The 24,758-nt window shown below is 44.7% G+C and carries 28 protein-coding genes; 7 read left to right on the top strand and 21 right to left on the bottom strand.

Translation table 11 applies throughout. From position 1 onward, the window contains the following. Nucleotides 1–6 precede the first annotated feature (6 nt). The 4 genes from NL647_RS00835 to NL647_RS00820 all read left to right on the top strand — a co-directional run bounded on the left by NL647_RS00835 (nucleotide 7) and on the right by NL647_RS00820 (nucleotide 2,971). A complete protein-coding gene (locus NL647_RS00835; RefSeq protein WP_005448669.1) occupies nucleotides 7–735 on the top strand; it encodes a FliA/WhiG family RNA polymerase sigma factor in 729 nt (242 codons plus the stop codon). A gap of 10 nt (nucleotides 736–745) precedes the next feature. Then, the gene (gene motA / locus NL647_RS00830) at nucleotides 746–1,603 is read left to right on the top strand and encodes a flagellar motor stator protein MotA (protein WP_005448668.1); all 858 of its coding nucleotides are present in this window, start codon (nucleotides 746–748) and stop codon (nucleotides 1,601–1,603) included. Then, complete coding sequence (locus NL647_RS00825; RefSeq protein ID WP_005448665.1) at nucleotides 1,603–2,595, top strand: flagellar motor protein MotB; 993 nt, start codon at nucleotides 1,603–1,605, stop codon at nucleotides 2,593–2,595. The genes motA and NL647_RS00825 overlap by 1 nt, the downstream gene beginning before the upstream one ends. 88 nt (nucleotides 2,596–2,683) lie before the next feature. Continuing rightward, nucleotides 2,684–2,971, top strand: a complete 288-nt coding sequence (locus tag NL647_RS00820) for a hypothetical protein (protein ID WP_038898762.1) — start codon at nucleotides 2,684–2,686, stop codon at nucleotides 2,969–2,971. Nucleotides 2,972–3,033: 62 nt separating this feature from the next. Here the strand turns inward: NL647_RS00820 and NL647_RS00815 are convergent, their stop codons facing one another. The 5 genes from NL647_RS00815 to NL647_RS00795 form a co-directional block, all read right to left on the bottom strand. Next, nucleotides 3,034–3,624: a hypothetical protein gene (locus tag NL647_RS00815; protein ID WP_253649474.1), complete on the bottom strand. Its 591-nt coding sequence runs from the start codon at nucleotides 3,622–3,624 to the stop codon at nucleotides 3,034–3,036. A gap of 152 nt (nucleotides 3,625–3,776) precedes the next feature. Further along, nucleotides 3,777–5,216 (bottom strand): aminotransferase class V-fold PLP-dependent enzyme, encoded by a 1,440-nt coding sequence (locus NL647_RS00810; protein ID WP_253649473.1) that lies wholly within the window; start codon nucleotides 5,214–5,216, stop codon nucleotides 3,777–3,779. A gap of 131 nt (nucleotides 5,217–5,347) precedes the next feature. Further along, the gene (locus NL647_RS00805; RefSeq protein WP_253649472.1) at nucleotides 5,348–6,349 is read right to left on the bottom strand and encodes a helix-turn-helix domain-containing protein; all 1,002 of its coding nucleotides are present in this window, start codon (nucleotides 6,347–6,349) and stop codon (nucleotides 5,348–5,350) included. A gap of 194 nt (nucleotides 6,350–6,543) precedes the next feature. Next, complete coding sequence (locus NL647_RS00800; RefSeq protein ID WP_005448655.1) at nucleotides 6,544–6,921, bottom strand: PH domain-containing protein; 378 nt, start codon at nucleotides 6,919–6,921, stop codon at nucleotides 6,544–6,546. Between the two features lie 120 nt (nucleotides 6,922–7,041). Further along, complete coding sequence (locus NL647_RS00795; protein ID WP_005448652.1) at nucleotides 7,042–7,257, bottom strand: TIGR02450 family Trp-rich protein; 216 nt, start codon at nucleotides 7,255–7,257, stop codon at nucleotides 7,042–7,044. 183 nt (nucleotides 7,258–7,440) lie between these two features. Between NL647_RS00795 and NL647_RS00790 the strand changes: the two genes are divergently transcribed. Together NL647_RS00790 and NL647_RS00785 are read left to right on the top strand one after the other, a co-directional pair. After that, the gene (locus NL647_RS00790; protein ID WP_252045581.1) at nucleotides 7,441–8,205 is read left to right on the top strand and encodes a transporter substrate-binding domain-containing protein; all 765 of its coding nucleotides are present in this window, start codon (nucleotides 7,441–7,443) and stop codon (nucleotides 8,203–8,205) included. 136 nt (nucleotides 8,206–8,341) lie between these two features. Next, on the top strand, nucleotides 8,342–9,139 hold the full coding sequence (locus NL647_RS00785; RefSeq protein WP_005448649.1) for a nucleotidyltransferase domain-containing protein: 798 nt from the start codon (nucleotides 8,342–8,344) through the stop codon (nucleotides 9,137–9,139). 413 nt (nucleotides 9,140–9,552) lie between these two features. On the opposite strand, the gene NL647_RS00780 is transcribed toward NL647_RS00785, so the two are convergent. The 16 genes from NL647_RS00780 to NL647_RS00705 form a co-directional block, all read right to left on the bottom strand. Continuing rightward, nucleotides 9,553–9,783 (bottom strand): PapB/FocB family fimbrial expression transcriptional regulator, encoded by a 231-nt coding sequence (locus NL647_RS00780; protein ID WP_005448648.1) that lies wholly within the window; start codon nucleotides 9,781–9,783, stop codon nucleotides 9,553–9,555. 54 nt (nucleotides 9,784–9,837) lie between these two features. Beyond that, nucleotides 9,838–10,581: an NADH:ubiquinone reductase (Na(+)-transporting) subunit C gene (gene nqrC, locus NL647_RS00775; protein WP_009696933.1), complete on the bottom strand. Its 744-nt coding sequence runs from the start codon at nucleotides 10,579–10,581 to the stop codon at nucleotides 9,838–9,840. Nucleotides 10,582–10,590: 9 nt separating this feature from the next. Next, a complete protein-coding gene (locus tag NL647_RS00770) occupies nucleotides 10,591–11,049 on the bottom strand; it encodes a copper chaperone PCu(A)C (protein WP_045486972.1) in 459 nt (152 codons plus the stop codon). A 20-nt stretch (nucleotides 11,050–11,069) separates the two neighbouring features. Next, nucleotides 11,070–11,552, bottom strand: coding sequence for a TlpA disulfide reductase family protein (locus tag NL647_RS00765; protein WP_050935420.1), 483 nt, complete (start codon nucleotides 11,550–11,552; stop codon nucleotides 11,070–11,072). Then, nucleotides 11,542–12,216, bottom strand: coding sequence for an ABC transporter ATP-binding protein (locus NL647_RS00760; RefSeq protein WP_017188592.1), 675 nt, complete (start codon nucleotides 12,214–12,216; stop codon nucleotides 11,542–11,544). Before NL647_RS00760 ends, NL647_RS00765 begins: the two co-directional genes overlap by 11 nt. 2 nt (nucleotides 12,217–12,218) lie before the next feature. Continuing rightward, entirely contained in the window at nucleotides 12,219–13,355 is a 1,137-nt protein-coding gene (locus tag NL647_RS00755; protein ID WP_050922048.1) for an FtsX-like permease family protein, read from the bottom strand. Beyond that, the gene (locus tag NL647_RS00750; RefSeq protein ID WP_050935419.1) at nucleotides 13,342–14,628 is read right to left on the bottom strand and encodes an ABC transporter permease; all 1,287 of its coding nucleotides are present in this window, start codon (nucleotides 14,626–14,628) and stop codon (nucleotides 13,342–13,344) included. Before NL647_RS00750 ends, NL647_RS00755 begins: the two co-directional genes overlap by 14 nt. Nucleotides 14,629–14,630: 2 nt before the next feature. Further along, entirely contained in the window at nucleotides 14,631–16,034 is a 1,404-nt protein-coding gene (locus tag NL647_RS00745) for a Fe-S-containing protein (RefSeq protein ID WP_050924642.1), read from the bottom strand. Nucleotides 16,035–16,138: 104 nt separating this feature from the next. Then, on the bottom strand, nucleotides 16,139–16,672 hold the full coding sequence (locus NL647_RS00740) for an iron transporter (protein ID WP_017188589.1): 534 nt from the start codon (nucleotides 16,670–16,672) through the stop codon (nucleotides 16,139–16,141). Nucleotides 16,673–16,717: 45 nt separating this feature from the next. Further along, complete coding sequence (locus tag NL647_RS00735) at nucleotides 16,718–18,688, bottom strand: FTR1 family protein (protein WP_226982142.1); 1,971 nt, start codon at nucleotides 18,686–18,688, stop codon at nucleotides 16,718–16,720. 426 nt (nucleotides 18,689–19,114) lie between these two features. Beyond that, nucleotides 19,115–19,537 (bottom strand): hypothetical protein, encoded by a 423-nt coding sequence (locus NL647_RS00730; protein ID WP_017188588.1) that lies wholly within the window; start codon nucleotides 19,535–19,537, stop codon nucleotides 19,115–19,117. Between the two features lie 181 nt (nucleotides 19,538–19,718). Continuing rightward, entirely contained in the window at nucleotides 19,719–20,171 is a 453-nt protein-coding gene (locus NL647_RS00725) for a hypothetical protein (protein WP_005445358.1), read from the bottom strand. 140 nt (nucleotides 20,172–20,311) lie between these two features. Next, nucleotides 20,312–20,557 (bottom strand): hypothetical protein, encoded by a 246-nt coding sequence (locus tag NL647_RS00720; RefSeq protein ID WP_017188587.1) that lies wholly within the window; start codon nucleotides 20,555–20,557, stop codon nucleotides 20,312–20,314. A gap of 298 nt (nucleotides 20,558–20,855) precedes the next feature. Beyond that, a complete protein-coding gene (locus NL647_RS00715) occupies nucleotides 20,856–21,569 on the bottom strand; it encodes a class I SAM-dependent methyltransferase (RefSeq protein ID WP_017817323.1) in 714 nt (237 codons plus the stop codon). A 151-nt stretch (nucleotides 21,570–21,720) separates the two neighbouring features. Then, the gene (locus tag NL647_RS00710; protein ID WP_009696921.1) at nucleotides 21,721–22,122 is read right to left on the bottom strand and encodes a GFA family protein; all 402 of its coding nucleotides are present in this window, start codon (nucleotides 22,120–22,122) and stop codon (nucleotides 21,721–21,723) included. Nucleotides 22,123–22,279: 157 nt separating this feature from the next. Continuing rightward, nucleotides 22,280–22,759, bottom strand: a complete 480-nt coding sequence (locus NL647_RS00705; protein ID WP_038868315.1) for a porin — start codon at nucleotides 22,757–22,759, stop codon at nucleotides 22,280–22,282. A 498-nt stretch (nucleotides 22,760–23,257) separates the two neighbouring features. Here NL647_RS00705 and NL647_RS00700 point away from each other — a divergent pair, with 498 nt between their 5' ends. Continuing rightward, on the top strand, nucleotides 23,258–24,742 hold the full coding sequence (locus NL647_RS00700; RefSeq protein ID WP_253649471.1) for a winged helix-turn-helix domain-containing protein: 1,485 nt from the start codon (nucleotides 23,258–23,260) through the stop codon (nucleotides 24,740–24,742). The last annotated feature ends 16 nt before the right edge of the window (nucleotides 24,743–24,758 follow it).

Below are 24,758 nucleotides of genomic sequence, written 5' to 3'. Positions count from 1 at the left end.
ACAACTATGTTGGAGATGAACTTACAGGAAAGTTATACCGAGACGGAGGAAGTAAACACGCCGTCTCGCCCGATTGACGAGAATGCACTATTGCAGCGTCATCAGATCATGGTCAAACGTGTTGTGAACCAACTGCGTGTTCATGCAACGTCTCATTGCAGCATCGAAGATATGCAACAAATTGGTCTGATTGCTCTTGTTGAAGCGGGTCGTCGTTACGGGGATGTGGAAGATCCACACTTCCCTGCTTTCGCCGTTTGTCGTGTTCGTGGTGCCATTCTCGATGAGCTACGCCGATTGGATTGGCGATCGCGCAAGACACGTCAGCAAGCGCATGAGCTGAACGACGTGACCCGAGATCTCACTCGTGCTCTTGGCAGAATGCCAACCGATGCCGAGATCATTAAAGCCCTCGGCACCGATGAGAAAGATTACTACAACCGCCAAAACGCGGCGCTTGCAGGCGAAATGCAAAGTCTCGATCAGTTGATGGAAAGCGGTAATGACAGCCACTTTGGTGGTCAGTATGACGGTATGGAGCATGAACATATACGTCGTAGCTTAGACAGTGCTCTTGGCAAAATGCCAAAACGAGACCAACTGTTGCTGACCTTGTTTTACCAACACGAACTCAACCTACATGAAATCGCGCTCGTGCTCGACCTGACACCACCTCGCATCTGTCAGTTGCACAAACAAGCGCTTAAACAACTTAACCAATTAATGTCCTCTTAGGAGTCACGAGATGCAAAAGTTTTTTGGAGCCATTACTGTCCTGTTGTGTGTCTTCGGCGGATACATGTGGGCAGGCGGTAATCTGGGTGCAATCTGGCAACCCGCTGAATTTATGATCATCATTGGTGCCGCTGCTGGCTCACTGATCATTGGTAACCCTCCGCAAGTCTTGAAAGAAATGCGTCAGCAATTGCGCGCAACCATTTCAGGTCCTGACGAAGAATATGAATACTACATGGAGTTAATGGCGCTGCTTAACAATCTACTAGAGACAGCTCGCAGCCGCGGTTTTAAGTTTCTCGATTCACATATTGAATCACCAGAACAGAGCTCTATGTTCCTCGCTTATCCAAAAGTAAGTGACGACCATCGTCTTATTTCTTTCATTACTGATAATTTACGTTTAATGGCAATGGGACAAATGTCGCCTCATGAATTAGAGGGACTGTTAGAACAAGAAATCGAAGCAATTCAAACCGAAATGCTGTTGCCATCGCGCTCTATGCAACGCACGGCAGAAGCACTTCCTGGGTTCGGTATTCTTGCTGCAGTTGGCGGCATCATCATTACTATGCAAGCCATTGACGGTTCGATTGCCCTAATCGGTTATCACGTTGCTGCTGCCCTCGTCGGTACATTCATTGGTATTTTTGGTTGTTACTGTTGTTTAGATCCACTCAGTAACGCCATGGCTCAGCGAGTGAAACGAAACATGACGGCTTTCGAATGTGTGCGCGCCACTTTGGTCGCTTACGTTGCGAAAAAGCCAACATTGCTCGCTATCGATGCTGGTCGTAAACACATTCAGTTAGACATCAAACCTACTTTCAACCAAATGGAGAAGTGGCTATCTGAACAGGAGGGATAATGCAAAAACAAGAGCATGTGGTGTTCAAACGCGTCAAAGCACACAACCATGATGAGTTTCATGGTGGCGCGTGGAAGGTCGCGTTTGCCGACTTTATGATCGCTTTGATGGCGCTGTTTCTTGTACTTTGGGTCATGCAGGTGGTCGACAAGGAAGAGCGCAAAGCCATTATGGCTCACCTTCATAGCTCGAGTGTCTTCGATAAGAGTTACGGTAACCCTTTCGATACCTCGCAAAGTATCTCTCCAATCGACTTGGCACAGGACTCTTCTGTGCCAAGTAAACACAACTCGAATCATGTCGTGAGCTCGTACTTCCAAGGTGATGGCGATGGTCCAGAAATCGACTCGCTGATCCCTGGTAACTTCGACACACAAGAGCAACTTGCTCTACTGGCGAAAGTCATCGATGAAGTCGTAGGTCAAATCAGCGCGCAAGGTAACGTCAACGTAACCATTACGCCACAAGGTCTACGTATCGCACTGCAAGATGATTACAAGCAGCACATGTTCAGTCGTGGTGGCGCGGAGTTGACCCCTTTCTTTGAAGATTTACTGCTTGCGCTTGCACCTGTGTTTGAACGCATCAGCAACCCATTGATCATCAGTGGTCATACTGACTCTACACCTTTCAAAAAGCACTTTGGTCGACAATCAAACTGGGCATTGTCCGCGTCTCGTGCCGACGTTGCGAGAAAAACGCTTGTTGAGGGTGGCATGCCTGATGAGCGAGTCATGCAAGTCACGGGGATGTCCGATCGTGCGCTGCTTAACCCGGATGAACCAGATTCAAGCGAAAACCGCCGTATAGAGTTGTTTATTCTCACTACGCCCGCTGCTCAGGTTTTAGAAACCTTCTTCGGAGACCAGCAAGACAGTGAGCTAGAAAAAGCAAAACAGAAAGCGGAGTTTAACCAGCCAGTGATAAGACAAGAAGTGATTCGTTATTCTGTTGAATCTGACAATCAAAAAGCCAAGATTCAAGACCTCTAAACCCAAAAAGGTCACCAGTTTCATTCCTTCTGCGTGACCTTTTTTTCCCCAATATCATGATTGCAGTAATTGTTTAGTTGAGTTCGATATGCCATTACCCGCGGCCAATAAGCCTAACAATGATTCGCTAAAGAAAGCGTTCCTTTGGCTAATCGTTTTTGATTATCTATTGCTGGGATTCTTTCTTACTCAGTTATCAAGTTTGAGCCTGAATAGCGGTACCATGATCAGTTTACTGCTCGTTGTTTACAACATCTTGCTGGTCTCATTCTGCTACCAGCGCACCAGCAATCATGACTCCTACATCATCTACCCAGTGTTATCTGCAACCTTATTGGCGTTTGTCTTCTTCCTGTATTTTTTCTTTTTGGTATGAACTCGGGGGGCTATTGTCTCACGAGTTTTCGCCCTCTTAATCGCAGCATCGCCAACGGAATATCAACCGAGTGGCACCATTTGTACGTTTCTAATCGCGTGGCTTTTTAGCGGAGTCGCACAATCAGTGATCGTTCCAACCTCAATCCGACTTGTTTTCGAATAGACCGCAAGCACGTCAATACAAGCTTCTTCATGTTCTACTTGCGAAGGATTAGCACGGATAAAGTCACGAATTTTGTCCACATAAATGGGATGTTCTGAGTACAAGCTCGCGAGCTTTTTTCTACCAATATACGTATGTTGATTTGCGTCTCCGATTGGGAATAACAAGCCTTTATGTCCACGCTCTAAATGGTAATTGCAGTTGTTGCAGCTCTTCACCTGAGCGAGAGTTAACGTATTTTCTTCATCCTTGAAAACTTTGATATTGGTTTGGGTTTGATTAAGAGCAGCGCTACTTTTTGTGTCGGCTTTTGAATATTCAATCTGCCCGACCAAGCTGGCTTTTTTACTGATTAAGAATGCCGTATCAACCCCTGAGGCACTAACAAGATGACTGTCGACGGGCTTAGCGCTCGAACATCCATTGAGAATAGCTACTCCAAACAGAAGAGTGAGTCCAAAGGGAAAAGTGAGTAGTTTTGATTTCATATCTGAATCCTTATTGAATGGGATAAGTGATACAAAAAGAATAAGTAAACCCATACAGGATTAATTGTCATTGCATGCCTAAGTACATTGAGCAGACATAAAAAAGCCCAGTATAAAACTGGGCTTATATTCAATTTTTGCGCTCGAAGACGTTACTCAGCATCCATGCGATGCTTCTCTTGCACATATGCTTTTACGATCTTCTCTGCGGATAAGTCGATATCTTCAAGAGAAGTGTGACAACTTAGCACTGAGAACAACATAGTTTTCAGCCCTTTGTAACCCGAAGTAGAAGGGTAAAGCGTCCCTTCTTGCTGTAGCCGATGGACCACGCGTGCTGTCAGCTCATTACGATACGCCTCATCCCCTTCACCAAACTGTGCGGAAAAACGGTTGGACACAACATCATTCAAAATAGTAATGCCATCTACCGTTGAAAGCCTTTCTGCCATATGTTGTGCAAGCGAAGTACAACGATCAACATGCTCTTCAATGCCCTGTTTGCCAAGCGATTTAAACGCAGCGTAGACAGGTACACCGCGTGCACGACGCGAAGCACCAATGCCAAAATTAATGGCATTACGATCGGGTTTATCCATCGCATCGTTCAGGTAATCCCCCATATTGCTGCCTCCCATCGCTTGAGCCAGCAAACCTGCATCCTTCACAATGACCATGCCCGAGTCATAAGGCATGTTGAACCACTTATGACCATCCGTATCGATGGAATCGACTCTTTCAATACCATCAAGAAGGTAACGATGTGTTGCACTTGCAGCCGCCCACAAACCAATCGCACCATCAACGTGTAGCCATGCATTGCCATGTGCAGCGACAGCGTCAGCAAGCGCGTGGAAAGGATCGAAAGCGCCAGAGTCGATACAGCCCGCTTGCGCACAAACTAAAGTTGGTCCTTCAAGTGCGGTGATCGTTTCCATTAAGTTGTCTGGAATAATGCGTAAGTTGTTGTCTGTCGGTACCTTAACAATGTTTTCTAAACCAATACCGATCATTGAAAGAGCACGCTTAATCGTTGAGTGAATTTGATCACTTACAACCACATTAATGCGCGGCGCACCATACATACCTTGAACAGCCACATCCCAACCTGCACGTTGCAATAGTGCATTACGAGCAGTGATAAGGCTGGTGTAAATTGCCTCTTGCGCGCCAGAAGTAAAGCCAATGCCAGAGTTAGGCGCCAAACCGAGTAGTTGAGTCATCCATTCAGCGGCCGTCTCTTCAACCACTGACAACGCAGGGCTAGCAACGTAATACGGCACGTTTTGGTCCCACGCGCTTACTAGCCAATCTGCCGCTAATGATGCAGGGAAAGAACTACCAATTGCATAACCAAAGAAACGAGGGCCACCTGTTGCAATCAGACCGGCATCGACGCTCTTAACCATCTCATCAATCACCGCAGATGGATCCGTTGGCGTAGTTGGCAGCGCACCACCAATCGCCTTTCTCAGTTCCTGGGATGTCACACATTTGTCGACAGGTCGTTCATTTAATGACTCTAAGTACTCGACGGCGTGCTCGAAGGATTGGGTAAGCGGTGAACGGTACTCTTGGAATCGATGGGACATTTTCGTTTCTCTCTCTTTAGTTTCGATGCCCTTCATCTTATTGATTGAGAGCAATATAAATTGTCATCCTGTGCCACAAGGTGGAATTGATGACCCTGAGTGAAAAGCACATTAGCGCCACACCCCAAACCTCAAGTTTTGCGGTAAGCAGAAGGCGTCATGCCTATTTTCCGACGAATAAAACGAGTGAAATTGGCGGTATCGGCATAGCCCAAGGATGCTGCAATGGTCGTGATAGAAAGAGTGGAGTTTTTGAGCAGAGATAAACTGCGCTCAAGCAGCAATGATTCCATCACTTGGCTGTACGTCACCTCACAATCATGCAGGCGTCGCTGTAACGTTCGTTTATGAATACCCAAAATTTGAGCCGCTTCCAAAATGGAAAATCGCCCAAAAGAAATATAGGGAAGAATCGCAAAACCAAACGAGGAAACAAACGAGGTTGGCACTTCACTGAGATCGGTACTCCCATCAAATCGCCCTTTGTTCGGCATACAAATCGTCTTGTTTAACACGGCATCATTAAGCTGGATACCCGTTGCCGCTCGGTTGGTGTAAAACTGCACATGCTTCAATTGTCGGCAATCAAAGAAGCGTTCCATATTGGTGCTCTTCACACTCACACTTACGGTTTGCTGCCGATAGTTTGCAAGTGCAGCAACCAGTTCATCCATAAAAATGAGACTAAACATCTCAGCATATTGATACCAAGGTTGGTTTTCCCCATCTTTGTACCTCGCAAACCATATACGATCGTGGTATTGCTCCAAGCCAAGACGTGTATTGTTCGAATATCGGCGCATCGAATGACAGAATACCTCAATAGCTTCAGCGACCGTCATTGTCGGCGTAAGGGCTAACTGTGCTAACACTTTGGGCACATACAAATCGCGACACAAGATCCAAATGGTGTGAATAAATTCGTCGGTGGGGCAAGACTCTCCGAACGCTAAAAGCAGATTTCTAAGTATGGTTTCGGGTAGAAACTCAACGTCTGACATTTGAATGTCTTCAGGGGCTTTGCTTACTTTAATAAGCTGATGCACATCGATATTACTGTTGTCGAAAAGCGCTGCCAGATCGTGAACCCACTCTGTTCGAACAAGAGGAACGCCCTCAAATACAACCGTCATTTTCTTCCCTTTGCAATCATTCAAAAAGCCGAAAGGTAAAGAAAACACCATCGCTTGTCTTGTCATTTGGCGACAGCGCAGTGATTCAAACAGCAAACTTATCTACCAGTTCTTAATATACCCAAGTACAAGAACAAAAAAGGAAGCATATTTGCTTCCTTGTTGGTTATCTATATATATGGCATTGAGGCTCATTAAGCCAGCACATACTCGCTTATCATCTTGTTGAATGAGATTAGGTCGAACGAGCCTTTTATCTCAAAGCGCACTCGCCCAACCTCACTGAGAAAGAACTCAATTTCACAGTCTAAATCGAACGTGCCTGATGTCTCAATCGAGAAAGCATTTATCTTGCTATAAGGAAGCGACGTGTAATCCACTTTTGAGCCAGTGATGCCCTGAACGTTAGCAGCGATAACACGCTTGTTGGTGAACACCACTTGGTCACGGACGGTTTTAAAGCCAGCAAAAACGGTCTCACCGTCAATTAAGAACTTGTGAAAATCGTCGCGAACTTTAGAGACTTCTATTGGCTTAAGCTTGAATACCGAGGAACTGTCAAAATCGATCATGGCATTACCTTGTGTTTGAATAAGTAGAGTGACGACTCCATTAATAGCAAAGTCTCTACAACGAACCTACTCATATTCATCACTTTTCTAACTCCATCTCGTTTTTGGGTTTCCAACGGTTTATTTCCATCCTTGTCGCCACTGCTGTGTATCTTTTAGATCATGCCAATCTAATTCACGCTCTCGCTTGGTCATAACCGCCTCAATCACACACCTCACGACATTGCCCTCTTCATCAAACTCCATTTCTGAAATGATAAAGTGCTTTTCTTTATTTACGGGTTGTGCTGCCGTCCATTTACTACGAAGCAATTTCTTAGGATGAATCCGATTCATAACGCCCTGCCATTCATATAAAAAACCTTGCTCTTCTTACGTATAAAGAGACAAATGCAATCACTTTCAAGACAAGAAATTATTTTTGAAAAATTACGCTTTTTTCGATTGGTTTGATCTGTTTTTGCTGCGGTTCCTGTTAGTTTGAAAATTCGTTCAAACACAACAAATCAGACAACAACAATGAAAAAAACAGCATTATTACTTGCTTCTGTAACACTAGCAGTTTCTGGCGTCGCTCAAGCCGACAAGCTAGAAGACATTCAAAAATTAGGAACATTGCGTGTCGGTACAACTGGCGATTACAAACCCTTTTCTTACTATGACGGCAAAAGTTACTCTGGTTACGATATTGATGTCGCGAAACACATCGCCGAGCAGTTAGGCGTAGAGCTAAAGCTGGTTCGTACTACTTGGAAAGACCTGCTGACAGACCTTAACCAAGACAAATATGACATCGCGATGGGCGGTATTACACGTAAGATGCAACGTCAATTGAATGCAGAACAAACTCAGGGTTATATGACGTTTGGCAAGTGTTTCTTGGTCGCAAAAGGCAAAGCCGAGCAATACAACACGTTGGATAAAGTAAACCAAGCATCCGTTCGTGTAGGCGTTAACATCGGTGGCACCAACGAGAAATTCGCCGATGCAAATCTGCAAGATGCCAGCTTTACTCGTTTCGAAAATAACTTAGATGTGCCGAAAGCTGTCGCTACGGGCAAAGTGGATGTGATGGTTACCGAGACACCTGAAGGTCTATTCTATCAAGTCACCGATGAGCGTTTAGAAGCCGCACGCTGTGAAGACCCGTTCACCAAAGGTCAATTTGGTTACCTTATCCCGAAAGGCGAACAGCGCTTATTGAATACGGTGAATTTCATCATGGACGACATGAAGCTCAAAGGCATTGATGATCAATTTATGCACCACAACTCACTGAAGTAATTTATTAGCCGGCTTTTCCAAGCCGGTTTTTCTTGCTTCTTTTAGCACTTAACGCCATATTGTAATGCTGCGCTAATTTTACCGCACTAACCATCTCCTGATGGTTCTAATATCAACCATGATTAATAGGTAAAATATGAAATTCTCAAGCACGCTCCCTCAAGCTCATGAACAGCTTCTAAAAAAGATTCTTGCGGTATTTACTGCCGACCAACGCATCCTCGGCATTGGAGCGAGTGGCTCTTATGCTTCTGATTCAATGGATAAATACAGTGATTTGGACTTGGTTATCGCCATCAACCCTGATGATGTGGAATCGGTGATGACAGAACGCTTTGCACTTATCGATAAGGTAGAAGGACAAGTCGCGGCGTTCACTGGTGAGCACGTGGGAGAACCAAGGTTGGTCATCGCGATTTACGCACCTGATGCCATTCACGTTGATTTCAAATTTGTCGCACTGCAGGATGCAGCAGCACGCGTGGATCATACAAAAGTACTTTGGGAGCGCGATGGTCAATTATCGCAAGTCTTCACCACTTCGCAGCCCCATTACCCTCAACCAGATCCGCAATGGATTGAAGACCGCTTTTGGATTTGGGTCCATTATGGCGCGACCAAAATTGCGCGTGGTGAGTATTTTGAAGCAGCTGAGTTCTTGTCTTTCCTTCGTTCGGTTGCCATATCACCACTGGCTTTACAGCAACAAGGATTAACCCCTTCAGGTGTAAGGAAGATTGAATCCCGTTTGCCTAAGTTTAGTGAACAGTTAAAGCAGACCGTTGCGATGCCAGAACGCGACGCCCTTATTCCCGCATTCCAAAAGATCATTGAACTCTACTTAGCATTGCGAGAAAACGAGCAGGTCAGTATCAAACCACAAGCCCAACAGCTTTGTATGGATTATTTTACCCAAGAGCTAATGGGTAAGTAGAAACAGTAAAGGGGATAGGCATATCCCCTTTTTGTTGTACCCTCACGCTGTGCTGTTATACCCAAGTGACTTCAAGATGCAGGATTCAGAGCGCTGTCATTGATTCGAGAGTAAGGAAAACAACGCAGTGTAATAGCTAGCTCTTTCCAAGTTGTTTGACGCAGCAATCGGGTCAATGACACGCTCCCAAAGGGCGAGCTGCCTTGGCTTGTATACTTTGTTGCCGATTCTTGATTTAGAATGACTAGATCTTTAAATCGCCGCCGCGTCTACAAACCAAGTCATTCTCGCTGAACCTAGCATCTCGACGTTACTTGGGTATACTCACGCCACCGTTGTTGTTCAAAGCCTTATAGTGAATAAAAGTAGCATGGTCGCTGAATGCAGAGGCGTCACTAAAAAGTGGTGGGCACTTAATAAAACTTCCTTAACTTGAGAACCGTCGACTCAACATCTCGAAGCTTACGTAAACGAACGCTGAGAAAGCTCTGATTGATACCCACCGTTTCAGTGGCTAAGCGCTGGCTTTTTCCTTCGACTAAGTGCATTCGAAGTGCTTTTATTAATACTGCTGAGCGAATTTTAGTAAGCTGAATCAATAACATCAGTTGTTCTTCTGAAACTTGACCTCTTCTAAGTGCCATCACCTTTTCTCCTTGAGCGCAGAGTTTAAATTGCCTTATGAATAGTCAAACTTTTTAATTTCGGTATTGGCGTAAGAACTCGCCGAAACCAAGATCCCCGGTCCAAAAATTAATCGCGTGTTCAACGCCTTGGCTGGTGTAGGTTGCCCCACTGATTCCATCGACAGAGTAAGCGTCTTGTGTATTGCGCCCTTCCTGTACGATACGAATCGATGGATGACCATGATCGAATAAAGGCTTGTCTTTGAACTGCTTTGTCCAGTTAGCGTTATCGGTAATCTCCGCCCCTAATCCTGCGCTCTCCCCATGTTTGTAAAACGACAGACTCGCAATGTGGTAGTTGTCGCTATAGAGAGCTAAGTAGCCATAAATCAAACCAAACTTACCTTCACCACGGATTGGCAAAACAATTCGAGAGACTTGCCCGTTATCATCTTTAATCAAATACACAGGCAACCTATTTTCACGCATTTTAATCCCAGCAAGATCATCACGAGAAGAAAGCTTTACTGCATTACTTGGGTCGATGGGAAATGCAGAGAATGACTCGTCTACACTCATGGAGGCATCGCGATATTCGCCACTATCAAGGTCGACAGCTTCAACCGATACATATTGCTCCATCAATTTCTTCATCGGCATACGCTTGTCCATTAACCCTGCCGATTCCGCGAGGGTAAGACGCTGATCCAACTGCGTCAATTTAGGTGGCTCTTTCTTTGCTTGCTCGGGTTCAGAACAACCACTCAAACTAAACAACGCTGCTGCGACCAGCGCCAAACCTATTCGTACTTTCATTGAGCCACCTTATTTCAGTTTACGAGGCACCACTTGCGCGATCACTTTGAAGTCACCTTGATTGGTGTTTACTACCATCGTCAGGTACTCACCAAGTTCTAATTCACGCTTTGGACCAAACATCATGAAATGGTGTGTATTTGGCGTAAGCGCGAGTTTTTTATGTGCAGGAATAGTGATGCTTTTCACCATAAACATTTTGCGCTTACCCGCTTCATACTTCGTCCCGTGTAGCATGGTCTTGTCGAATTCATCCACTTTGAAGCTATTGATGACTAAAGCTTCATCTGAGTTATTGTGAATGGTCATTTTCGACCCCGTTCCCTTTGCACCGCTGGCTAACTGAAAGATGACTGGTGATTCAATTTGTACTTTTTCTTGTAAGTTTTCAGTCGCCCAAGCAGAAGACATCATGGCAAAGACAGTAATCAGAGCGGTCAAAAACGGGCGGAATTTTGTAAGTAACATTTGGTTGATTCCTAAAATGATTAAAGTTGAGAGATGACCTTGTCCAGATCCATACTCGCTGAATAGCCGATGTGCATGTCCACCAGCTTTCCATCGCGATTAATGAGGTAAGTTGTGGGTGTCACCCCAATAGAGAAACGTTCTTTAGTGATGCCCAATTGATCTTTCACCATCGGAAATGAAAACCCATACTTGGTGGCGTATTCATTTAAGTCGACCTCGTAGTCATCAATGTTAATCGCTATCACTGCGACTTCATCGCTTCGACGTGCATATACGTCTTGCCATTTCTTCATCATGGCAATGCACGCACCGCAGGTGGAAGACCAAAATTCCAGAACAATTTTCTTACCTTGATAGCTTTCAAGGCTTACCGTTTGTTGCGCCGCATTCATTGCAGCAATATCAGGACTCGGTTGCCCGATTTGTGCTTTTTGGTCTTCACAACCAAATAGCGCAAGCATGGCTAACAGCGCGATCACGTAGCGGCGTTTATGCCACATCTAACACCTCCTCTCCGATGTACTTGCCGTGTTGGAGGCGGATGATTCGGTCCGTGTACTGACCTAAGCTTGGGTTGTGGGTGACCATAATGATGGTTCGGTTTTGTGCATGGAGTTTTTGGAAAATATCGAGGACGATTTTTTCGTTCTCCTCGTCCAAGTTACCAGTGGGTTCGTCAGCAAACAGGATCGGGCTTTCATTCACAATCGCGCGAGCGATGCATACACGCTGCTGCTCACCACCAGAAAGCTGACTCGGTAAGTGTTCAAAGCGGTGCCCTAGACCTACTTGTTCTAACACTCGCTTTGCTGCTTCTTCATCGGGCACACTATGGTAATGCTGCGCAAGCATCACGTTCTCCAGAGCAGTGAGATAAGGAATGAGATGAAACTGCTGGAAGACCAGACCGATTTTCTCTGCTCGAAATGCTCGTCGCCCTTCTTCATCTAGGCTGTCCGCTTCCTCACCATCGAGGAACACCTTGCCTGAGGTCGGATTGTCCAAACAGCTGAGGATATTCATTAAGGTCGTTTTACCTGAGCCCGACGCGCCCATAATGGCAACAAACTCCCCTTTCTTTACCTCAATATTGATGTCGTCCAACGCATGAACTTGGTCAAAAACCTTGCATAAGCCTTCGGTCTTAATAGCGTAATCTGACATGGTTAATCTCCTTTGAGCACTTTAGCCGGATCGATACGAATGGCTCTGATGGTTGGAAGCGTTGCAGCCACTAAAGCCGCAGCGAAAGAAAGTAAGCTAGTGATAACCAGCACAGGGAAACGTAAATCAATGGTGGCGTTAAACACCGAGTGTCCAAGAAATTGCGCTAACACATAACCGATTAGCAACCCTGCAATAACTGCAGCAAAGGTAATGGCAAGAGTTTCAACAACAATCTGACGAGTAATGGATTGATTGGATGCGCCCAAAGACTTTTGTAGTGCGAACTCATAACGTCGCTCAGAAATCATCGACGTCATGGTTGTATTCACGCATAGGGTAGACAACACTAAAATGACCAGAGCGACGATGCCCATTAACAGCTTAATCTTATTGAGTACTTTACCTTCCGATGCTGACACCTTTCGGATAGGACGAACAAGCAAGTCTGGGTACTGCTGCTTCAAAGTCGATTCAAACTGCCCTACCTGACCTTTATCATTCGTTAGACTGAACATGGCAAAATTGATTTCATCCCCTTTGTTCAACCATTTTTGTACGAACGGTAGGTTTACAATTAGGTAGTTATCTTCATCCGAACCTGACTCAATGATACCCTTAATCTTGAACGTATAACGGTCACTTTTGTTGTAGACCGTCAGGTCAGAGCCAACTTTGACTTCTAATTTCTCTGCCAGTTTCTTTCCGATCATGACATTCCGATCATCAAAAGAGACACCAATCCATCGACCTTCCACTTGCCAATAAGGAACCAGTTTTTTCAACTGCGAAAAGTCGATACCCATTAAGACAATTTTCTCTAGCTCGGCTTGTACCATGCCGTACAGATATGGGCTGGAAGCAATTAAACTGTCTTTAGGTGCCTCAGCTTTGATCTGTTGGTATTGCTTTGTCGTTAATGTCGCTGTCGCGTCCGGTCCTACAAAAAAGTTCGCTCCGTAGTTTCGTAGCTCATGACTCATCTTCTGGTTAATGTCGAAGTAGACCCCTGCCATTGCAGTAATGATTGCCGCGCCAACCGTCAACGCCATAAACACCACGAGAACACGTTGCGCACGTAATCTCAATGAACGCCAAACTAAGGTAAGCAGCATAGAGGAAGATTTATTTGCGGCCATACAACACCTCAATTGGGTAGAGAGAAGCAATTCTGCGTGAAGGGAAGTAAGTACCTAACACTGTAATTAGGGTCGAGATAAACAGCACCACTGGAACGATGATCCAATCAAAAGAGATGGATGAACCAAACAGTGCATAACCAACCACTTTGGATAGTCCCCACCCGGCAAGGCAACCAAGTAAGCCGCCCAACACGCCACAAATCATCGATTCAGAATAGAACAACGCATACACTTGCCAGTTGTGAGCACCAAGGGACTTCATCAAACCAATCTCTTTGGCTCGCTGCAATATCGCATTGGTCATTAATGAGGCGATCCCCATCGCAGAAGCAATCAAGGCGGCAAACGTCACAACAAACAATAAGCTTTGGATCTTATGAATCACCATGCCTTCTGAAGCGGCAACCTGCCACAAAGGCTTCACCATTGCGTTATTCATCGCGCCTTCTAATTGGAAAGAGATTGAGGAGACAAACGCCGTGCAGAACCAAAGGTCATATTCATCCGAATCAAGCGATTCCAAATCTTCACGTGCTTTTTTTGATAGTGCGTTTTCCGGCACCGTCAATGCTGAGACTTTTACCGATTGTACTCGTCCTTCCAAACCCAGCAGTTTCTGGCCAAGGTTCAGCGGCAGTAACACTGCGTTCTCATCCGTCGTGCCATTTTCCAGTAAGCCCGTTATCGTTACCGACAATGTGCGGTTTTCGATGCCGCGCAACTCAAGCTTGTCGCCAGATTTAAGACCCAGTTTTTGCGCCAATGACTGCCCTACCAAGGCTTGAGTTTTTTCATCATCTGGCCATTGACCATCGACATGCCAATACGTCGAGATGGTTTTATTACCCGTTCGGTATTTGCCATCGTCAGAAACAGGCAGGTTCTTATCAAAGAAAGTACCGATAATATTGACGGTTTTATTGAACTCAGGCGCTTTAACTTGCCCACGTACAAATGGAGCAAAACCAATAATGTTATTGCGCCAAAAGATATCCATGATGTTGGGCAGTTCACTCTCTGCAAGTAAGTCTTCTTTTTCCAACTTGTTGACGTTCTTCGCCAAAATATCTGGCAGCTTTACTTGACCTTCAGGAGAGATTTCAATGTTGGCACCATAGCTTTTCATCTCCATCGACATCTTGTTACCGATATTGATTGAAATAGCCAGCAGCGCTGAGATTAGGCTCGCAGCGAGAAAAACCGTAACGACAGCGAGTAATTTTCGGTTGGTATCATGTCGCCATGACTGACGAAGCATTCTGATTAACATGATTACTCTCCTAACGGATTTAGCGGTTCAACGTCCGCGTATTTCCATGGATCATCACGGAAAGCGTCATAAGATTGCTCAGAGGTAAAGAAGTAGGTCTTTCCTGAGAATGAATAACTGTGCTCAGCCTCCATATTGCTGATCTTCTCGCCATTGACTGGATCTGTCGCCATGACTTCCACCACGTCACTAAAATATTTCAGACCGCTTTCTAGGGTCGACTTCGAAATTACGATTTCATGATTCGCGACGGTCCATTTAGGAATAGGGATTGGGTTACACCCACCAGGCTTACCAATCGAAGGAATAAAGATATGTACGCCACACGCCAAGCACACCACTTGATCACCAACTTGCGCGTATCCTGCATCACCACACAGCATGCAAGCATCAAAGACAACACCAAACTTCTCTTCACCAGCAAAACGATCAATGATGAAAAAGCGCACCACTTTGCCATCGCTTGCTACCCATTCAAATCGGTGCAGTTTTCCATCGATTAATTGCTCAGAGATAGGGACATGGACAGCGCCATCGGCTGCCACTTCAATACGCTGCGCTTCTGAACGACGAATCGGTTGAGAAGCGACAAGATCCCAGAAAAGCAGCGCAATCAGAATCGTAGCGATAGTCGCAATATTAAAACGCACTTTACGTTGAGCTGAATTCAAAGCCGCTTGATGTTTGCGTCGTTCAATCGCGGATTCAGCTTGCTTCACCTGCTCTTGTAGTGGTCGAGTCTGAGTAACGAAAAAGACAGTCACACAAATAGAAACTAATGCCAGTACGGCGTAAGACAGAATCCAAGAGAAGTTGGTGACTTTAGATACGTAAGACAGTAAACCTTTATCGAGACCAAGAATCCCTAGCTTCATGCACGCCAGGATAATCTCGCCAGAGAGGGGCAATGCTGCCAGCACTAACAACAGTAAACAAAGTGCATTACGAGCCATCTTGGATAGGGATTTGGTCGTCAAAGAGACCGCGATCTTGATTAGTGCAATCAAGACAAATCCTAGAACCACAGAACTGATGTTTAAAATCAGCTCGGTGTTAATAACGTTGGTTGTGCTCAACATCGTGAGCTTGGCTTCTTTTGCCCAAACAAAACTGCATAGAAAGACCGTTACGCTTTGCAGGCACACCAATAAGACCGAAGGCAATCGCCATATCGCACCAAGTAAAACCGACAGGAAGATAACGCCAAGATAAACACTGTTAATAATAAGTACATTCACTTGGCTAAATGGCAGTAGATGAAACAGTGCGGAACCAGAGAGCACCGCAAGCACAAACCACCCAATCTGGTGTTTATACAAAGCGTTAGATTGCGCAGCCCACAGCACACCAAATAGCATCGCTGGGAGCAAAAAAACGAGTAAGACGTGAGAAAGATAGAAGCTCATATTTACCACTGACCATTCATGCACAGTGCATCAGACAGATAAGTCACTCAAAAAAACAGAGCAACCAGACCACAAACTGCGGCCTGGTTGCTACACAAGGAAGGTTACTTAATGCCTACGTACTTAAACTTGTATTGAGCATCAAATGGTTTGAACCAACGACCAACGCCAGTTTCTTCATCCGTATGACGTAGCAGACCCGCTTTTGACGGTGGATCGATGTGGAATGTAAGCTCGTAGTTACCCACACCTAACATGTTGATGTTTGAGCCGTAGTGAGGACCATCTGCTGCCACCATCGGCATGAAGGTCCCCTCTTGCACTTTACCGGTATCGACGTTTTTCAACGTGTAGTTAATGGTTAGGTAAGGGATCCACTCACCCGCACCAAAGCCGTTTTTGTTACCAGCAAGAGCATGGATGTCTGCCTCTAAGTGCACTTCCGATTTAGAAGCTGCACGCATCATACCTTGAGGCTCCATCGTAACGGGCTTAAGGTAAACAGCAGCAATCTCCATACCATTCATTTCAAGAGGTTCACCAGCTGGGTGCTCAACGAAAGGTAGATCATTTGCCATAGCCATACCTGATAGAGCTGAAGCAGCCACTGCGGTAGCGATGAGTTTTTTATTCAACATAGTAATGTCCTTTACTTGCTTGATTTTACAAAGATTTTTTCATGTTTAACAACGAGCTTGCTGAGCAAGATCTCGCTTACTTCTTGCTTTCATTACGATGAGCGCAAAGACTGCTGCCACGATAAGCGCCAGTTGAGGCAGCAAAGTTTCCATGTATGGGTAAATGCCCAACGGAGCAAACTCTGGCGCGCCTGAAATTAATGTTGGTTGGAATAACTTGCCTTCAATCAGCTCTAGAACACCTTTACCCGCAAAGACAAACGCCATCAGATACATGAATCCGCCAGTAAAGATGAAGAAAGGTTTCAGAGGGAGCTTGACCACGCTATAGCGCATGACAAAGAAGATCACCGCGAGCAGTAGCACGCCAATAGCGAATCCAGCAATCAGGGCGACCATGGTTTGAGAGTTGGTATCGGCCGCCAAAGCAAAGTAGAACAAGACCGTCTCTGCACCTTCACGGTAAACCGCTAGGAAGCTCGCCAGCCATAAACCAAAGAGAGAACCTGTGGTGATCGACGTGGCAAGTTTGCTTTCGAGGTAGCGCTTCCATTGAGCGGCTTCAACTTTGGAAAGCAGCCAGTAACTCATAGAGAACAGCACGACAACAGCAATCAACATGGTGATGCCTTCAAGCAGCTCTCGACTTGCGCCAGAGTTTTCAAATAGCCACTGGAACAATACCGCGGTGATCGCACTGGCAATCAGACCAACAACGACCGAATTTTTGACAACATGTAGCTTGTCAGAGGCATCGTTTTTGATCAGGTAAGCGGTAATGGCGGCAACGATAAGCAGCGCCTCCAATCCTTCACGGAAAATAATGGTGAAGCTCGCGATCAACATCGCCCACCAACTCAAGTTGCCTTCAGATAGATTGCCTGCTGCATCCATCAAGCCTACTTTTAGCTTTTGCACTTGCTGGTCAATATCAGCCTGAGCTTGATTTGCCTTTAGCATACTGACAATACGGGTGAAGTAGCCTTCAAGTTCTGATTTGAATGCGCTGTCTCTCGACCCCACCGCATTTTCCATACCTGATGCTTCAAAATGATCGAAGTAAGCATCTTGTACCGCAAGAATAGCCGCCGTTTTGTCACCATGTTTATAGCTATCAATAGCGCCATCAATCGCAGTCATGATATCGCTGACGACAGGGTTCCAATCACGTGCAGCAACTGCTGTATCGGCGTTCTTCGCAGTATCAGGAACTTGGAAATCGCGTGTCGCTGGCAGACCCGGTAATTCGTCTTTCAATCCTTGAACCAAGGTCGACAACTCATACCCAAATCGGATCAGGTTTTGTTGATTAAAAGGTTGCTTGGTGATTTTGGCAATAGAGCGGAACGCCGCGTTGTATTCTGCCGAACGCTCTGCAGATCGATGTAACCGAATAGCGATTTCCAGCTCGGTATTTTTGTACCCTTTGAACTGCGCTTGTTGCACTAAATCGAATGCACGTTGTTGTTTTTCTGCTGCGCTTTCTGGTTGTTCGCCAGATTCACGATATTCAGTCAAAGCCGCATTGAGCTGGGTGTCGATGCTTGTGACCGCTTCACGCCAAAACGGCAAGATATCCTCGGTATGTAGATTGGTGTTTTCAGCTTTAAGTTGGTGACCTGACGCCAAGATCTCCGGCAGACCCAGAATTTCTTTTTTCAACCAATTGATTTCCGTATCCACTTCATCAACTGGTTTTCCCGCAACGATTAACTTGCGAATGTCACCAAACTTTGCCTCTAGTTGATACGCGTATTGCTGCGAGTAATTAATTCGTACCGGACCTTCTAGGCTTTCAAACACCTCGAAATACGCCATTTGTACTGTTGTTTTTGCTTGGTCTTTATCGCCTTGTTCATAAAGCTGAGATGCTTTATCTAAGCGCTGCGCAATGTCGTTGACCGCACTGTCATAGTCAATCGCAAAGGCAAAAGAGGAATAAATAGAGACAAGTAACACCAAGAGTGTTGAGAACGTCGTTTTCTTTACCGCCAACATAGTTCGTCCACAAAACATGAATATTTCGTGAACGCTATTGCAAATTATTATCATTTACAATGAGTAAAATTTGCTGGGTGAAAACAACCATGAAGCACGTATAAGTGGTAAGAAGCTATTACCTCAAATGTAAGGTTATGATTTTGTGGAGGTATTTTTGTTACAGGATTTTTTAGTATTCATCTGGATAATAAATACGACAAAATCGACAAAACTTAAGTTTTCACTTCTGATGACAGGATATCATCCTGTTGTGAACTGTTTTCATCCGAATAAAAGTGCATATAAAACGAAAGTTCACAGCCCAATAAAAGTAAAAATGTAGAAATAAAGTCTGTATACCCAAGTGACTTCAAGATGCAGGACGAAGAAGATAGGCTCGAATAGCTGGCAAAAGGAAAATACCCACGACACATGCCATGGGTATTTCATTTTCCGGTTCGATTACATCACACACTCTTTGGCGGCTTGCGCTTTTTCGATGCCTTCTTCAATCAAAGATTTGGTTTCTTCACTACCGATCGATGACATTACTTTATCCATCACCTTATCCACCGTCGACTCTGAAGACGCTTCCACCAAACAAGCGTATGCGTTGGCAATATGCTCTTTTGCTTCAATCAAGGCTTGTGGATCACTGAAATCCACATTCATCGCTTCCTCTACAGATGCAGCTAACTGTTCTGCAGATTCAGCAGCATCACCAAACTGATCGAGATTGAATGCATCTTCTACCGATTCCATCTGCTCTTGAACCGTATCAATCGCTTTGTTTGCTGCTTCTTGTGCTTGGTCAATGGCTTTGCTTGCGTCATCACAGCCAGCCAGCGCCACTGCCAATACCATTATTGAGATTGTCTTTTTCATGTTTGTTCTTCTAACAAGTAAATCGCTCATCATCACAATACGTGATAAGCCAATAGATTTTAATTCAAGAGTTGTAAGAAGAGGAAACAGAAATACTTGAAAGCCCTAAAAACAAAAGCCGCTAAAACGAGCGGCTTTTGTTTTTGTCTTAACTTAATTGTTTAACCAGCCGTTAAGCTCACTAAGCTATTCTACCGTGGCTAATCGCCATCATTTCATCATACGACCGTTGTAACGCATCAAATGTCCACTCGAAGTACACTCTTCGCTCCATCAGTGGCGCAATTTGATCGGCATAAAATGATTCAATAGTAAGATCAGAGTACTCAACTTGTAGGCTATCGCCGTCCGTCCCCCAATCTTCGTATTCACGATTACCAATGAGATCATAAAGATTGTTACTTAAGAAGCTGTATATCACTAAGAATGATTTTACTGCATCTTCAGAAAAGTTAAGCATGCCGGCAATCTGCGCCACGTCATACGACTTTTCTTTATCACCTTGGTTAATATCAAGCCTTACCAATTGGGTCTCCCACGTTGCCAATTCACCGTGGGAGTCCAAGACATGTTGATTCAGGGCTTCAAACACCTGAAAAAAGTCTTGGATCATTGCAATGTATTTGTCAGACATAACGTCCCTTATTGTATTTGGTGAACGGACGATCTTCGCCGCCGTATTGTTGCTCACCCTAGCCAGTGGTTGTTAAAACGTAGACTACAAGTTGCAGCATTGCATATTGCCTCTGTAATCTTATTGTCATTTTTGAGTGATTAGTCAACTAATAGCGAAGGGTCGTCAATGCCCATGTAATCACACAATTCACGCTTAATGCGGTGGAAGTCTTGGATTGAAACGAAGTAGTCGGCGTAATCAGTTTTGCCTTCAATACCAATATGAATCGATGTAAAAGTCTCAATTGCCGCGGTAATTTCAATGAAATCATTCGCAAGCGAGAACGTCACAACATGATCCATATTTAGGTAACGCCCTGACTCGATTTTTAATGCCTTCGCCATGATGATTTCCTACAGCCTAAAAGTAATAATGAAATTCGGTTACTGGACAACAGGCCGATGAACAGCCACACAGTGGCTGAAATTCTGCGCCAAGATTGACGTGAGACTATCATAAGCGCTCGCCTTCAAAATTAGAGCCAAACCGCACTTTCACTTGGATTTACTTACAAATGAAACATTTATCAAAAATCTGACCGCAAATTCACAAACAAGGTAAAAAGCGCGTGTATTTCACAAAATATACAAACAAAAAGACCGCTGAATTAGCGGTCTTAAGAAGGTTCATAGGACAAGAGTATTAGATGTTGATTTGGTACATCGCGAAATAAGTATCCGCTTGGATAACATGCTTTTGGTTATGCTGTTTCAGCGCTTCAACAGCGTTTACAAATGGGTCATCTCCTGCAAATGCTTCCGCTAACTTGGAGTATCGCTTAGAAGACGAGAACAACACATGCGCCAGTTCTTCAGCACTGACTTCTAACTCTACTGTCTCTTTATAAACGTTGACCGCTTGAAACCCTTCACAATCGCTGAAGTTGATAGCATGGTCGTAGTTGGATTCAACCAAGTCCATCTCGATACCAAGCTGCTCAAGAGATTTTTCTAGCAGCACTTCAAAATCATAAACCACGACATGTGCTTTAGGCTGGCAAACACGCTGTAGCTCTGCCAATAAAGCCGTTGATTTTGCATAAGAGAGCGAGCCAGCAAACGTCACCACATCCACACTACTGTCTGAAAGAGGTACGTGTTCACCGTCACCAACATGATATTCAATACTTACTGATGGTTTGGCTTGTTCAATCATTGATGTGCTCGGGTCAACCCCATGAACCTGCTGACAGAACTTAGCCAAAGCAAACGTCGATACGCCCGTGCCGCAGCCGATATCCAACCCCAATTGAAACTGAGGTAACTCTTCCAAATTGGCTTGCAAAATCACTTGATGCAGTGGCGGACGATAAGCCGCGTAGTGCTTAGAAATGGCTTGGTTGTATTCTTCGCTCACTGATGTTCTCCCAAAAAACTGTCGATATTAACTAATCGTATATTGTCGGATATTACTGCCACTCAAAAGCAAAAAGCCACTCAATTGAGTGGCTCTATCTCACAACTTTAAATCCTTAGCGATTTTGTACTAAACGCAGCAAGAAACCGACCTATAGCTTAGGCTCCGCTTCAAACTGTTTAAGCTCATCAGTAATCTCATTCCATGGCGCTTTCGAACCTACAAAAATGTGGAAACTCGGTTTGTCGGCAGGGATATCGTCAAGGATACCTAAACGAACATTCACAATACCGTTGTTCTTTTTCGAATAGAGGCTAGATCCGCAATGACGGCAGAATGAGAGTTCGGTATTTGCGCTCTTCTGATAGGTTTGGATATGCTCTTCACCTTCGATAACTATCAGCTTGTCGAGTGCAACACCTCCCGCCGATGAATAGTCAGAACCCGTAAACTTGCGGCATTCAGAACAATGACAATTGCCCATGTATTTGAATTCATCCGCAACTTCGATTTTTACCTTGCCACACAGACATGAACCTTTGAGTACTTCCATTTTTTAGTCCTTCTCTTATTGGAATTACGGTAACCATGCCAGTCCCATACAACGAAATAAAGATAAGTAAGTCAGGTTTGCAAAAATGGAACGAAGAAAACCACCGCACTCTTCCATAAGCGCAGTGGAAAACAACTAGGACAAGTCGTTGCTTTTTTTAGAAGCGGAACTCTGCGCTTAGCGCGTAGCTGTTCTCAACAACTTTTGCTTCGTACATGGTGTACTCTAGTGCAACGCGAGCTGGGCCCAATGTCACACCAGCACCTACGCCGTAGTAGATGTCGTTTGAATCACCAAGGTTAGTTTGGAAGTGACCCATACCGACACGACCGTAAACGTCGAAAATAGTGATTGGTAGTGTTAGTTTCGCACTCGCTAGCCAAGCATCAGAATAGATGTGCTCGAAGTCTTTGTGCGTATCGATGAAATCTGCATATCCACCTTCAATCGATAGTAGGTCATTAAACTGGTAACCGATGTAAAGGTTGTAACCGCTGTTTTGATCACTAAAGTCTGTGTTCTCGTTCTTTACTTGGTATTCAGAATATAGGTAGCTAGCACCAATGTATGGGTTAGCAGCAGCTTGTGTAGCAAAGAAGATAGCAGCGATTGGAAGAATAAATTTGTTCAGTTTCATTTCTTAATAACTCTCAATATAAAAGGTTGACTAGCATTCCCTAGTCCTTCAGTACGTGATGCTCATGCATCAATTTTTTATTTCCTTATTGCAAGTGACTTCAGGGAACGTTGCGCCTTTTCTCTTTAAGAAGCTCGCCCCTCACTTGCGGTGTGGGATGCATCATCCTGTGTTTTCGCCGCTGTGACATAACGTAAAGCTCAGCAGTTAATAAAACTTCATCACTGGCATATAAACAAAATATAAAACCAATAAATACATAAACTTAAACATCAAAAAAGAGAATAAAACAAACAAATTAATTGGAACTTTTCTTCCATTCTGTGTTGATTTCCTAGGTAAAAAGGAAAGCATTAGAGGTAGAGAGCGGAAATCGGTGTTCCGATAACGAAATATGTAGAAAATCACGTTACTCGCGCTTTAAATTGTCAGCAAAATCATTCAATTGAGACTACATTTACTCAATGAGATGAATAAAAAATAGAAGAGCGAGCGTGAATGCCTGACAAAAACATCAGTTTTATCGTAGATGAGTGGCGTTTTGTGCCCAATGAGGGGCAAATACAGTTTGCTGACTCATGCATTACGATTGATAACCGTCTCTCAAAGTTGCTTGAGTTCTTGTGTCTGAACCCAGGACTGACTCACACGCGTGATGAACTTATCGAGCAAGTGTGGGGCGGCAGTGTATTAACCGATCAAGTGGTCACCCAAGCGGTATTTGAACTCAGAAAAGTGCTGAAAAAACACAGCCAACAGGAATGCAGCTACATCGTCACCGTCCCAAAGCGTGGGTATCGATTTGATGGCGAAGTAAAACTGGAAAAAATCGCGATACAGAAACCTGAAGATCAGGTGATTGAAGAGGAAGAGTCGCAAACTGAAGCCTCGAAACCCGCGATAGAGGCCGTTGAGCACCGTCCTAAAAAGAGCAAACAACCCATCTTAATTGGTGCACTTTCTTTGATTGTTCTTATTCAGGCGGCATTTTTACTGTTTAGCGAAAACGACTCAAAACCGAACCCTGATACTCACACCGGGCACTTAAGCCATTACGAATTTCGTTATGCAGTATTGAATGTCAGTGAGGATGTGAAAGCACGACCAGAATTGTACGGCATCGTCATTAAGTTCATGGAACACATTGGGTTTTACAGCAATATTCGTGTAGTCAAATCTAAAGAACACAGAAAACTCGCCGCCGTAGAGTTCAACATCTCCACCAGCAAGAGCAGCGATGGTAAAAAGTTGCGTTTGTTGTTCCAGTATCACAATCGCGTTTCAGGGCAGACTCATTTGAATCGTCGTTACTCGACCAACTTTGAACGTTTTCATCAAACTTTCCCATCCATGATCGATGACATGCTGCGCGCGATGTACATTGAAGTGCCGGAAGAAGAGTTGGAACACAATGTGTCGATCTTCCCTAAAGATCCAGAAGCAGTAAAAGCCTTGATGTCTGGGACGGGCGCTTTGTACAACAACGCTGGCTATGAAAATGCGATGGCATATTTTCGTCAAGCAAAAGCCCTCGCACCAGATAATGCCTACACCATTTCGGTGAGCTACATTGGTGAGGTCATGAGAGTATTTGCAAAAGATGAAGCGAATAAGAAGCAAGTAATTGAAACACTGAACAAAGAGTACTCTTCTTCTTTGTCCGAGGTGTTGAAGCGAGGGAATAACCCAAGAGTGTGTGAAGCCAACGCAATCTTGGCGCTGTCGGAAGATAACCCAGATAAGGCATCACAAATACTGCTGTCGATTCCGTACAATCAGCAAACGTCCTTAACCTATCTATTACTAGCGAAAGCGGAAGAAGCTCGCGGTCATACAAGTGGGGCAAAAGAACTGTATTTGCAAGCGACACAAAACACGTCGTCGCCAATTGCACTGAAACTTGCGGGTCCATTGTTCTTTGACAGCAACTTGGACACCATGATTAAAGAACTGCAAAGCGTAAAAAGCGAAGCTAATCCATAGTGGTTAGCTTCGCATT

Source organism: Vibrio sp. Y29_XK_CS5 (assembly GCF_024181835.1).
Classification (GTDB): domain Bacteria; phylum Pseudomonadota; class Gammaproteobacteria; order Enterobacterales; family Vibrionaceae; genus Vibrio; species Vibrio harveyi.
This window is presented reverse-complemented; position numbering and strand designations above follow the sequence as displayed.